The sequence below is a fragment of the [Clostridium] symbiosum ATCC 14940 genome, assembly GCF_000466485.1.
In the GTDB taxonomy this organism is placed as follows: Bacteria; Bacillota; Clostridia; order Lachnospirales; family Lachnospiraceae; genus Otoolea; species Otoolea symbiosa.
In genome coordinates this window covers 1-12,594 of record NZ_KE992950.1, presented here as the reverse complement: position 1 = coordinate 12,594, position 12,594 = coordinate 1, and the positions used below count along the sequence as shown (strand labels likewise).

11 protein-coding genes are annotated in these 12,594 nt (G+C 50.0%); 10 read left to right on the top strand and 1 reads right to left on the bottom strand.

Annotated elements, in window-relative coordinates:
* The first annotated feature begins 37 nt into the window (after nucleotides 1–37).
* From CLOSYM_RS22815 to CLOSYM_RS14290, 10 genes are all read left to right on the top strand, one after another.
* Nucleotides 38–409: an ATP-binding cassette domain-containing protein gene (locus CLOSYM_RS22815; RefSeq protein WP_115639072.1), complete on the top strand. Its 372-nt coding sequence runs from the start codon at nucleotides 38–40 to the stop codon at nucleotides 407–409.
* A 16-nt stretch (nucleotides 410–425) separates the two neighbouring features.
* Entirely contained in the window at nucleotides 426–1,472 is a 1,047-nt protein-coding gene (locus tag CLOSYM_RS14330) for an ABC transporter permease (protein WP_021642653.1), read from the top strand.
* A 2-nt stretch (nucleotides 1,473–1,474) separates the two neighbouring features.
* A complete protein-coding gene (locus CLOSYM_RS14325) occupies nucleotides 1,475–2,473 on the top strand; it encodes an ABC transporter permease (protein ID WP_044902448.1) in 999 nt (332 codons plus the stop codon).
* A gap of 116 nt (nucleotides 2,474–2,589) precedes the next feature.
* The gene (locus tag CLOSYM_RS22055) at nucleotides 2,590–3,807 is read left to right on the top strand and encodes a response regulator transcription factor (protein WP_049943742.1); all 1,218 of its coding nucleotides are present in this window, start codon (nucleotides 2,590–2,592) and stop codon (nucleotides 3,805–3,807) included.
* Nucleotides 3,800–5,440: a sensor histidine kinase gene (locus CLOSYM_RS22050; protein WP_021642650.1), complete on the top strand. Its 1,641-nt coding sequence runs from the start codon at nucleotides 3,800–3,802 to the stop codon at nucleotides 5,438–5,440. Before CLOSYM_RS22055 ends, CLOSYM_RS22050 begins: the two co-directional genes overlap by 8 nt.
* A gap of 232 nt (nucleotides 5,441–5,672) precedes the next feature.
* Nucleotides 5,673–7,661, top strand: a complete 1,989-nt coding sequence (gene uvrB / locus CLOSYM_RS14310) for an excinuclease ABC subunit UvrB (protein WP_009295783.1) — start codon at nucleotides 5,673–5,675, stop codon at nucleotides 7,659–7,661.
* Between the two features lie 56 nt (nucleotides 7,662–7,717).
* Nucleotides 7,718–7,999, top strand: coding sequence for a FeoA family protein (locus CLOSYM_RS14305; RefSeq protein ID WP_021642648.1), 282 nt, complete (start codon nucleotides 7,718–7,720; stop codon nucleotides 7,997–7,999).
* Nucleotides 7,986–9,983 (top strand): ferrous iron transport protein B, encoded by a 1,998-nt coding sequence (feoB, locus tag CLOSYM_RS14300; RefSeq protein WP_021642647.1) that lies wholly within the window; start codon nucleotides 7,986–7,988, stop codon nucleotides 9,981–9,983. Before CLOSYM_RS14305 ends, feoB begins: the two co-directional genes overlap by 14 nt.
* A 68-nt stretch (nucleotides 9,984–10,051) precedes the next feature.
* Nucleotides 10,052–10,822: a threonine/serine exporter family protein gene (locus tag CLOSYM_RS14295; RefSeq protein WP_009295785.1), complete on the top strand. Its 771-nt coding sequence runs from the start codon at nucleotides 10,052–10,054 to the stop codon at nucleotides 10,820–10,822.
* Nucleotides 10,819–11,247, top strand: a complete 429-nt coding sequence (locus tag CLOSYM_RS14290) for a threonine/serine exporter family protein (protein WP_003501863.1) — start codon at nucleotides 10,819–10,821, stop codon at nucleotides 11,245–11,247. The genes CLOSYM_RS14295 and CLOSYM_RS14290 overlap by 4 nt, the downstream gene beginning before the upstream one ends.
* Here the strand turns inward: CLOSYM_RS14290 and CLOSYM_RS14285 are convergent.
* Entirely contained in the window at nucleotides 11,207–12,157 is a 951-nt protein-coding gene (locus tag CLOSYM_RS14285; protein ID WP_021642646.1) for a DUF5688 family protein, read from the bottom strand. The genes CLOSYM_RS14290 and CLOSYM_RS14285 overlap by 41 nt on opposite strands.
* Nucleotides 12,158–12,594: the final 437 nt, after the last annotated feature.

The window sequence follows — 12,594 nt, the reverse complement described above, 5'->3', positions numbered from 1 at the left end:
CTGAAACCCTACACTTATATATTAGGAGGAGGAGGAAATCACGGAAGAATATAAAGAAAAGCTGCACATAGCGGCTCCGGGCATCTATGAGACGGTAGCGAATCTGTCGGGAGGTAACCAGCAGAAGGTAGTACTCGGCAAATGGCTGTGCGCCGACTGCAGTCTTCTGATGATAGACGAGCCAACCAGGGGAATCGACGTGGGAGCGAAGGTGGAGATATATGAACTGATGAAGGAACTGGTGGAGAGAGGGATGGGGATTCTTATGATATCCTCTGAGATGCCGGAACTGATAGGGGTCTGCGATCGGATCGTGGTCATACATGAGGGACGGATCAGCGGGGAGCTTTCCCGGGGATCCTTCTCAGAAGAGACGATCATGGCTTATGCCGCCGGGCAGGCCGTTTAGCGAGGGGGGAAAGAGAATGGAAGGAATGAAAGAAAAGAAAAAAACAGTGAGAATTTCCCTGAAAGACAGAATCTGCCTGGCCGTAAGGCCGCATCTCGTCATTCTGTTTGCACTGGCAGCCCTGATGGTGATCATGAGTCTGATTGCGCCTAATTTCTTGTCGAAAGGGAATATGATGGATATTATCCGGGTGAATTCAATCAAGGGAATCATGTCAATTGCCATGACTCTGGTGCTCCTGACAGGCGGCATCGATCTGTCGGTTGGCTCCACCTTTGCCGTGGCGGGGGCGGTGACTGCGTCACTGACGATAGGAGGGTATAGCGACTATATTACGAGTAATCTGTTTAAATGCAATACTTATGCGGCTATCCTGATCGGCTTGTCCGTTGCCGCGCTGATCGGCCTGGCCAACGGCCTGATCGTTACCAAACTGAAGGTGGAGCCGTTTATCGCCACTCTTGCCATGATGATCTTTGCGCGGGGAATCACGTATTTGTATACAGGCGGTTATCCTATCAACTTTAAGCCGATTCCGGCCGATTTCGCCTGGTTTGGGAAAGGATATCTGGGAATTGTGCCGGCTCCTGCCGTCCTGTTTATCCTCGTAGCTCTGGCAGGCGGCTGGCTTCTGAGATACACTTCGTTCGGGCGTTCCCTGTTTGCGATCGGAGGAAACAGGGAGACGGCCAGGCTCTCCGGGATCCGGACCGAGCGGAATGTCTGTCTGACCTATGTGCTGATGGGAGTGATGGCGGGGCTGGCCGGAATCATCATGACATCCAGGGTTGCCAGTGCGTCGGCCGTGGCGGGTGAGTCCTATGAGATGGACGTCATCGCCGGCGTCGTGCTTGGCGGTACACTGCAGTCCGGCGGAAAAGGCTCGGTCGCAGGGACGGTAATCGGCATTTTCATTTTCGGCGTGATCGAAAATGGTCTGAATATTCTGGGGCTGCCTACCTATTACAAGCTGTTTATCAAGGGACTGGTAATTATTCTGGCAGTCGGCGGTCGTTATCTGTTCCCGAACAGAGAGACTTCCAGGAAAATAGGAGGTGTATGACAATGATGGAACGAGAGGGAAGCAGGAAGAAGCATTTTAATCAGCAGAAACTGATATTTGTTCTCCTGATAGTCATGTTTTTTGGTTTCACCGCTATTCGCCCGGAGTTTGCTTCACCCCGGAGCATCGATAATATATTAAGGACGCTGTCCATGTATGGAATAGCATCCATGGGGATGACGCTGGTCATTCTGACCGGCGGGACCGACCTCTCCGCAGGTTCGGTCATGGCGCTGTCGGGCGTGGTTGGAGCGGGCCTTCTGGGAAATGCGATCAGCGCGGCCAATCCGGTAAAACTGCCGTTTGCCCTTACGGTGGCCGCTGCTCTGACAGCCTGCGGCTTCATTGGCCTTATAAACGGACTCTGCATCGCAAAGCTGAAGATTGCTCCTTTTGTAGCCACGCTGGCTATGATGTCCATCGCGAGAAGCCTTGTCTATGTGACGGCTGATTCTGTGGTACAGGGAGTCTCCGGATCGCCGATCACGTTTATGGACGACGGCTATTCCATGCTGGGACAGGGGCATATCGGGCCCGTGCCGGTCCAGCTTCTGTTGTTCCTGGCCGTGTTCCTTCTGCTCTATGCATTTCTTAAATACACCCGGACGGGGCGGGCAGTCTACGCGGTAGGAGGAAATCAGGAAATTGCAAGGCTGGCCGGAATCAAGCCGATGTGGGTCATCATACTCTGCTACACGCTGTGCGGTGTTCTGGCCGGTTTAAGCGGCCTGATCCTGGTCGGCCGGCTGTCCAGTGCCTCCACGGTGGCGGCCAAGGGATACGAGTTGGATTTTATCACGGCGGTGGCTCTGGGAGGCACCGGGATGAGAGGTGGTAGCGGAGGCGTTGCGGGAACGCTCCTGGGGGTCAGCTTCCTTGCAGTGATGAATAACGGGCTGGATATGGTAAATATGCCTTCCTTTTATCAATACCTGATAAAGGGTACCATTCTGGTATTAGCCGTATATGCGGATAAAATGCTGCAAAAGGAAAAAAACTGAAAGAACAGGGAAAAAATGGTACTGGAACCAATCGGATAACTTCGTTATACTAAAAGAACAGAGGTAAAATATCTGCAATAGCTGTGATATGGGGTGCAAAGGAGGCCGGAAGGCGGATGAAAATATTATTTGTGGATGATGAGAAGATTATCCGGGAAGGAATGGCGGAACTCATTGATTGGGAAAAGCTGGGCTGTGATAAGCCGGCCATGGCGGAAAGTGCGGATAAAGCGCTCCGTCTCCTGAGGGAAGAGCCCTTTGATTTGGTTATCACCGATATTTATATGTCTAAAATGTCGGGGATTGAGCTGGCAAAGCAGATCCGGGAATCATGGCCCTCCGTAAAGGTAATGCTACTGTCGGCTTATGAGGACTTCGGATATGCCAGAGAGGCCATCGAAGCCGGTGTCTTTAAATATCTGCTGAAACCGGTTGTCCCGGAGGAGATGGAGCAGGCGGTTCTGGAAGCCATGAAACGTGTGCGTTCTGACCGTATCGTGCAGGATCAGGTACTTGAGACGGAGAAAATCGTGAAAGTCTATCGTCCTCAGCTTGCAAGAGATTTCTGGCGCGCCGTCCTGAGGGGGGAGATATCCGATAGGGAGGATTTTGGCAGCCGAATGAACCTGGCGGAGATTCAGCCCGGCGGCGGTCCGATGAGCTGCATGGCCATCCGGCTGGATGGCGGTCAAGACAGGAACTCCGGTCAAGACAGACTTTCCGGCGAAGCCTTTCGAATGGCGGTGTTTCATGCTGCCTCGTCGGCGTTTGGCGGCTGTGTGGAGTGCGTCCGGCTGTCAGAAGGACAGGCCGCCGTGCTTCTGAGATTTCAGCCGTCCGGGGCCGCTCTGATGGAATTTTCCCGGTTTCTGGAGGAAGAGCTGCACCAGAAGGTAAGAATCGCCGTCGGAAGGATGGTGGACGACTGGATGGAGCTGCCTTCTTCTTTGCGGGATGCGGGAATGGTTCTGGAAGCAGGAGCAGAGGGCGGACAGGAAGCCGGCAGACTGATTGCGCGCTCGGTACAGATGATTGATGAGAATATAGGACAGGAAGAGTTCGGAGTAAACGATATCTCGGAAGCGCTTCATGTCAGTCCGGGATATTTTTCCAGGCTCTTTAAGAGGCAGATGGGCCTGACTTGTATTGAATATATAACAGGAAAACGGATCGAACGCGCGAAACAGCTCCTGGAGCATACGAATATCAAGCATCAGGCCATTGCACAGGCTGTCGGTTATTCCAATGTGTATTATTTCAGCATGCAGTTTAAGAAGCATACGGGGGAGACGCCGGGGCAGTATCGAAAGCGGGTGGGAAAAAGGGATGATTAAGACGGTCAGGGCAAAGATAACAGTCTGTTTTGGAGGCGCCATTACCATCCTGTTCCTGCTCTTTGGGGTGACCGGATATCAGGTGCTTTGCGATTATCTGGTGGAGATGCAGCAACAGAACCAGGAACGGCTGGCACAGTCCTTATGCTCATCCATCAGTTTTTTTCGCCAGAATTGTGAAAATGAGATGGAAAAGCTGGCGGAGAACGAAGCGTTTTTATCTCAGATGCCGCTTCTCTGGGAAGAGGGGGAACCGCGGGGCGGGCTGGAAGCGTGGATGAAAGAGTACATAAAGAATCATGGCTTTATTCATAATATGTATGTCATTAACCAAGCCTACGAAGTTGTGGGAACTGGAGATTCCCGGAAAGTGAGAACTTATCTGGTTGACCGTATCAGCACGGCTGAACGCCATGAGGGAAATGTCGTGTGGGACAGTGGTTATGACACGGCCAGCATGATGGCATTTGAGAAGCTTGAGCCGGCCGGGGAAGAAGGAAAAGCTGCATATCTGTTTCTGCAGATAAATAATAGCCATATATTAGATATGTTCAGTAAGTTCAGACTGCAGAACAGCCAGCGCTTTTCACTTAAGGGACTCCGAAATGGGTTCGAGGTGACAGAGCAGGGATTTTTCTATAATTATTATGACAATTATGCGGAACTGCTGCATACGGAGATCACAATCGGGGACTGGTATCTGCGCACCTGGAGTGATAAACATCTGATCCTTGGTCCTGCCAAAGAATTGTTCAGTAAAATGGTAAAGGTTCTTCTGACCGCCCTTCTGGCGGCCGCTGCCATCAGCATCTGGCTGGCGGCGAGGCTCACAAAGCCGATTAAGAGTATGAAAGAATCTATGGAGCGTTACGGAAAAGGCGATTTTTCGGCAAAAGTCGAACCGACGGGAAGAGACGAGATTAGCAGCCTGGGCCGACTGCTGAACCAGATGGCGGATCAGATCTCCGAACTGTTTGAACGAGTGAAGAAAGAAGAGGCACAGAGCCGCCGCCTGGAGCTGCAGACGATGGTATACCAGATAAACCCCCATTTTCTCTATAATACACTGGATTCTGTCAACATGCTGGCCAGGAAAAATGGGGATAGGAAGGTTGCGGAGCTGGTGACGGATCTTTCGCGGCTGTTCCGGCTTGGCCTTAACCAGGGCAGGGATATGGTCACGGTGAGGGACGAGCTGATGCACGTCATCTATTATCTGAAGATTCAGAAGGTCCGCTTTGATGATCAGCTGATTTGGGAAATGGAGACAGAACCGGATATCCTGGATTATGAGATAACCAAATTCATTCTGCAGCCAATCGTCGAGAATGCAATCTATCACGGCGTGAAATCAAAGGAAGGTTCCGGATATTTAAAAGTGTCGGCCGGGGAGGACGGGGAATTTCTGATTTTTACAGTGGAGGATACGGGCAATGGAATGGATCCGGAGAGTCTCGCAAAACTGCAGAAGAGAATTAATTCAGAGCAGACGGCCAGATGCGATGAACGCGGCTTCGGCATGTGGAATGTCAATCAGAGAATTAAGCTGTGCTATGGGGAGACTTGCGGAATCGAAGTGGAGAGTGAGGAAAACCGGGGGATGAAGGTGACGCTGAGAGTGTTAAAATACTAGTAATATGTTACTGTTCACATCATTTACATCCCCGCTGAAAAGCGGCGTTCTGCAAGCAGTAACATAGAATGGGCACAAAAGGAACAAATGTTCTTTTGTGCCTATACTTTTTATATCGCCTGTGCTATAATCCTTGTATTAAAAATTATTGAAGTGCAGTTCTATTCAGAATTAAAGGAGTTCAAGAATATTCGTACTTTTTATCGGGTCACCAAGGAGGTAAAAACACACTATGGAGTTCAAATTACACTCAGAATTTAAGCCCACCGGCGACCAGCCGCAGGCAATCGAAGCCCTGGTCAAAGGTTTTAAAGAAGGCAATCAATGCGAAACGTTACTGGGAGTTACTGGTTCCGGCAAGACCTTCACCATGGCCAATGTGATTCAGCAGCTGCAGAAGCCGACCCTCATCATTGCCCATAACAAAACTCTCGCCGCCCAGCTTTATTCGGAGTTCAAGGAGTTCTTCCCGGAGAACGCGGTGGAGTATTTTGTGTCCTATTACGATTACTACCAGCCGGAGGCCTACGTCCCGTCTACCGATACTTATATCGAGAAGGACTCCTCCATCAATGATGAGATAGACAAGCTGCGCCATTCGGCGACGGCTGCCCTGTCTGAACGTCAGGATGTTATCATCGTGGCGTCGGTTTCATGTATTTATGGCCTGGGCAGTCCCATAGATTATAAGGAGATGGTAATTTCACTCCGTCCGGGTATGATAAAGGATCGGGACGAGATTATTCATAAGCTGATTGACATTCAGTATACGCGAAATGACATGGACTTCAAACGCGGCAGCTTCCGTGTCCGTGGTGATGTGCTGGAGATTTATCCGGCGTATTCGGCCGGAGACGCCTACCGGGTTGAGTTTTTCGGGGATGAGGTGGATCGGATCGCAGAGATCGATACGCTGACCGGGGAGGTCAAGTCCCAGTTGGGACATATCGCGATTTTTCCTGCTTCCCATTATGTTATCCCGAGGGAGAAGATGGAGCAGGCGGCCACGAATATCCTTGAGGAGCTGAAGGTGCGCGTGGCTGAATTCAAGAGCGAGGATAAGCTTCTGGAGGCCCAGCGTATCTCAGAGAGAACTAATTTTGATGTGGAGATGATGCGGGAGACGGGATTCTGTTCCGGAATTGAAAACTATTCCCGCCATCTGACCGGTTCCCTGCCCGGGGAGCCGCCCTGTACGCTGATTGACTATTTTCCGGAGGAGTTCCTGATTATTGTCGATGAGTCTCATATAACCCTGCCGCAGGTCCGGGGCATGTATGCGGGAGACCGTTCCAGAAAGCAGACGCTTGTCAACTTTGGGTTCCGCCTTCCGTCGGCTCTTGACAACCGTCCTCTCAATTTCTCGGAGTTTGAGAGCAAGATAGATCAGATTATGTTTGTTTCCGCCACACCATCCAAATATGAGGAGGAGCATGAGATGCTCAGGACGGAGCAGATTATACGTCCGACGGGACTTTTGGATCCTCCAATCGAAGTACGTCCGGTGGAAGGACAGATTGACGATCTTGTATCCGAGGTCAACAGGGAGGTGGAAAAAGGATTTAAAGTTCTGATAACCACGCTGACCAAGAGAATGGCGGAGGATCTGACGGATTATATGCGCGAGGTGGGGATCCGCGTCAAATATCTCCATTCGGATATTGATACTCTGGAGAGAGCGGAGATTATAAGGGATATGCGTCTCAATGTTTTTGACGTTCTGGTGGGAATCAACCTGCTGAGAGAGGGGCTGGATATTCCGGAGATTTCCCTGGTGGCGATTCTCGATGCGGATAAAGAAGGCTTCCTGCGTTCGGAGACGTCACTTATCCAGACGGTGGGCCGTGCGGCCAGAAACTCAGAAGGCCACGTTATTATGTATGCGGATAACATAACTGATTCCATGCGCGCCGCGATCGTTGAGACCGAGAGAAGACGGAAGATCCAGCAGGCCTATAATGAGGAACATGGAATCACGCCGACTACGATTAAGAAGGCGGTACGTGATCTGATTACGATTTCCCAGGCCGCGGAAGGCATTACCAACGAAGTGACCAAGGATCCGGAATCGATGGATAAGAAGGAACTGGAGAAGCTGGTTAAAGAACTGATGAAAAAGATGCATAAGGCGGCAGCAGAGCTGAACTTTGAGGAAGCGGCGGCGCTGCGTGACCGGATGACGGAAATTAAAAAAATGCTTCTGGAGCTGGAAGATAATTGACAAGGAATCACAGGACGGTTACAATTGATAAAGCGATAGGGAAGAGGTGACTAACCATGAAGCTTTATGAAGGTGAAATAGGGAAAAGTTACATTGTCCAGGAAGTTATGATTGAGGAGCGTCTGACCAGGCGTCTGGAGGCTCTGGGAGTCAATGAGCATACAAAAGTAACCGTTCTGAATAAGAAGAAAAGCGGAACCCTGATTATCAACGTCAGAGGGACGAGGCTGGCGCTGGGCCAGAAAATAGCCGATGGAATTGAGAACAGGGAGTCATCCTGGCAAGAGCATACCCAGCAGAAATACAATCGGGGAGGCGCTGGTCATGAAGGCAGATAACGGACAGATCACGGTTGGATTTGTTGGAAATCCAAACTGTGGAAAAACTACGCTGTTTAACGCGTTTACAGGAGCTAAACTGAAGGTGGCCAACTGGCCCGGCGTTACGGTTGAGCGGGTGGAAGGCGAGACCAGCTATAAAGGACGCCCCATCAAAGTCATTGATCTGCCGGGAATATACAGTCTGACGTCCTATACCATAGAGGAACGGGTCACCAGAAAATGTATAGAGGATAACGAGGTTGATGTAATAATCAATGTGGTGGATGCATCTTCCCTCGAGAGGAACCTGTATTTAACGCTTCAATTGCTGGAGCTTAAGAAGCCGGTCATCCTGGCTCTCAATATGATGGATATAGTCGAAGACCGGGGCATGGAGATTGATCTGCACCGACTTCCGGAGATGCTCGGGCATATTCCGGTCGTACCGGTTTCGGCCAGGAAAAGAACGGGGCTGGATGTACTGATGCATGCGGTAGTGCATCATTATGAGGAGGAGCCCCAGGGAGTCGTGGTCCGCTATTCTGATTCAATTGAGGACAGGATTGCCAAGATTGAGGTCGTCTTAAAAGCGCATTTCGGCCAATTGGACAATATGCGCTGGCATGCGATTAAGATGATGGAATACGACGAGGAGGTCTGTAAAGATCATCCGGTGGATCTGCATGACATCATAGACAAGAATTATGAGAAGAATATCATTAATGAAAAATATGATTATATCGAGGCAATAATAGAAGAGTGCCTGTTTAATAAGGCGGAGAAATCAGCCTTTACCGACAAGGTGGATCAGATTATGACGCATCCTGTCTGGGGAATTCCTGTTTTTCTGGGTATTATGGCCCTCGTATTTTTCTTTACGTTTACAGTGGGAGATTTTTTGAAGGGATATTTCGAGAGCGGCCTGAACTGGTTTTCCGCCTCAGCGCTTACCGTACTTCAGGGGCTGCATGCGTCTGACTGGGTGATCTCCCTTGTTGTGGACGGTGTCATTGCAGGCGTCGGCGGAATACTGACATTTCTGCCGAATATCTTCATCCTGTTTATGGCACTTGCGTTTCTGGAGGACAGCGGTTATATGTCCCGCGTTGCCTATGTGATGAATGAGACAATGGGGATGGTGGGCCTATCGGGAAAAGCATTCCTTCCGATGCTGCTGGGGTTTGGCTGCACGGTTCCTGCCGTCATGGCAACAAGGGCGCTGGAGAGCGTAAAGGACAGAAGGAGGACGATACTCATCACTCCGTTTATGTCCTGTTCGGCCAGACTGCCGATCTATGTCCTGTTTTCAGAGATGTTTTTTCCTCAGAAGGCGCTTCTGGTAGCCTATTCACTTTATGTGATAGGTCTGGCCGTCGCGATTCTGGTGGCATATATTGTACATAGATCTTCAAATGAAAAATACGATAATATTCTTCTGATTGAGCTGCCGGAATATAAGACGCCGAATCTGAGGACTGTCGCTATCTATGTATGGGATAAGGTCAAGGATTATCTGACAAAGGCAGGGACGACGATTTTTATTGCTTCAATCATCCTCTGGTTTATTCTGAATATCGGGCCGTCAGGTCTTATTAATGATGTTTCAGAAAGCTTTGCGGCGATTATCGGTCATAGTCTGACGCCGATACTGGCGCCGGCCGGACTCGGAAGCTGGCAGATCGCAGTTGCACTGATTTCCGGCATTTCGGCCAAAGAAGTGGTGGTCTCCAGTTTTTCCGTGCTTTACGGGATTAGTAATATTAATTCGGCTTCCGGCATGACACAGCTTTCCGCAATATTAGGAGGCGCAGGGTTTGGGGGAGTTAATGCTTATGCACTGATGATCTTCTGCCTTTTATACACACCGTGTATTGCCACGATTGCGACAATCAGAAGAGAGACACAGTCTACGCGCTGGACGCTTCTGATGATGGCTTTTCAGCTGGCGGTTGCCTGGACGGCAGCAGTTATCGTATTTCAGATTGGCAGCAGAATATTTTAAGGGATTTTTAACAACCGCTCCGGGGCCTGACGGTTTTCCGGTAAATACGATAGATGGGGTAGCAGAGAATGGATTATCAGGCACTGATAGAGATGGCCGTGCTGGCGGGGGAAATTATGCTGGTCAGCGGGGCCGAGGTATACCGTATCGAGGATACGGTCAGCCGGATACTGAAGCAGTCCGGCCTGGAGGGAATAGAAGTTTTCGCACTTGCAACGGGAATATTTGCGACGCTTTCCGATCCTTCGATCAGCGCAATTACAGTTGTCAAGAGAGTGAATAAACGATCGACTAATTTAAACCGGGTGTACCGGGTGAACAATATATCCAGGCGGTTCTGTGCAGGTGAGATGACGGTGGAAGAGGCGCAGGAGGAATTAAAAGAAATCCGTACGAATATAGAGTATGGTTTTCTCCATAAATGTATCGGTTATATCATGACATCGGCTTTCTTTGCCGTATTATTCGGCGGAAACTGGCTGGACTGTGTGGCGGCAGGGGTTGTTGGGCTCGTCCTGGCCCTGGCGGTTACAGGAGCCTCGCGCCTCAGGTTCAATGACTTCTGCCAGAATGCAGCCGGCTCCTTTGCCCTGGCGGTGACGGCGCTGCTGATACAGCGGCTGGTATTCTTCAGTATGAATATTGATGCCGTGATCATCAGCGCCATCATGCCCATGGTACCGGGCGTAACCTTTACTGCGGCCATCCGCGACACATTGAACGGGGATTACAGCTCCGGTGTGGCCAGAATCGCCGAGGCGATTGTGGTGGCTCTGGGTGTGGCCTCCGGTGTCGGCGCCGCCATGGTCGTATTCGGAATGATGGGAGGTGGCTTATGACAGAACTTGCAGTACAGAGTGCGGCTGCCTTCCTGGCTATTTTCGGATTCTCCATTATTCTGGACGTACCGAAGAAATTTCTGCTCTATGCGGGAGCGGCCGGAGGGGTATGCTGGTTTGTCTACCTGCTGGCGCTTCAGGCGGGACGCTCCCTGATTATGGCGGCCTTTCTTTCCAGTCTGGTGGTATCAATCCTGAGCCATATTTTTGCAAGGGTCTTAAAAGCTCCGGTTACGGTATTTCTGGTAGCAGGGATCCTGCCCACTGTGCCGGGAGCCTCCGTTTACCGCTGTGTCTATTTTATGATACAGGGGCTGGCGGATCTTTCCACCTACCACCTGGTACAGACCATACAGATAGCCGGAGCGATGGCGCTTGCCATATTTATTGTGGATTCATTGTTCCGCCTGGTACAGAAGACTTAAATTCGAGATTCGGCGGGAGATAGAGACAGTTCTGTTCCCTGGAATAGAAGTAGATGTGATCCGAGAGACGGTCTTCCACAGGTACTTCGGAACGATTGATGCAGAAAATCATTTCATTTAACTCATCGAGAGACAGCGCCTTTTTATAAGGCGCCAGCAAAACTTCGTGGATACTGGAGGGAAGGATGACAAGATCATCGTCCACCTGTGCCGCGAAGTTTTTTAATACATCCTTGTACAGAAGGCAGGAGGCGCCGTTGATGCCCTTTTCGTTGGTCAGGACATAGAGATTGACAGGAAAGAGGGAGGAGGCGTCCGTGAGCGTACCTTCATCTCCCTCTCCCAGTTCCATAATGGCGTCCTCGATTGGTTTAATCCGGCAGGGAAGAAGGGTGCCGGTATTCTGCTCCGACAGCAGCGATAAATCATCTGCAGTGATATTCCACAGGTTCAGATGTTCGTCATGAATCAGGGCAGTCATCTGCCCTTCCTCACTTTCCGCCACGATGATGTAGAAGACAACAGCCAGATCCAAATAACGGAAGTGGGGCACTCCCGATAAAAGAACGGCGTTATCCTCCGCATTAATCAGTTTGTAGGCAATCCGGTCTTTCACCTTTTCAAAATCCTTCAGTTGTTCTGCCAGCTCCGAGGGCAGTCCATCGCCCTCCTCATAGAGCAGAAGAATCTGCTCGGCAATGATGGGGAGAGGTAGTCCGCCTTCTTCTTCGTCATAATAGGAATTCAGATACACAGTCGGCGAGAATGCGGAAACCGATGAAGAGATAGACAGGCCGTCCAGGAGAAGCCCGTTATTTTTCAGGACACGCCGAAGGGATACTTCAGCCCGGCCCTCCAGTTTTTCCTGAACAAGTGAGTGAATGGTAGTTAAAAAAGTTTCATAAATCATAAAATACCTCCTGAATGGAATATTATGTCAACTGCTATGAGAGCAGATGCATGAGAAATGAAAGAAGAAAGGCTGCCATAAGTGCAGCAGAGCGGGACAGATAGGATTCAAAGAAAGCTTTGGATTAAAATATAGATAGAGACAGACAGTGTAACAGATAAAAGAATAAACAGAAATAAAAAGACTCAGGGTACAATGACAAATGAAAATTAAAAAACGGGTACTGGACGGAAAAGAAATTGATGCAATTCTGAGTAAATAAAACCGCCTTTACTCCGCAGAAAGAACTATCGGCAGATATTCAGAAAACAAGCCGGCAGTTGTCGGTTGAATGTCAGATGTAGTGTTTTTTTATTATAGCGGAAGCAGAGGAAATTTACAAGACGATTTTAAAATTTAATTGAGCAGGTGAGGACGCCGCCGGTACGGCCAGCGGA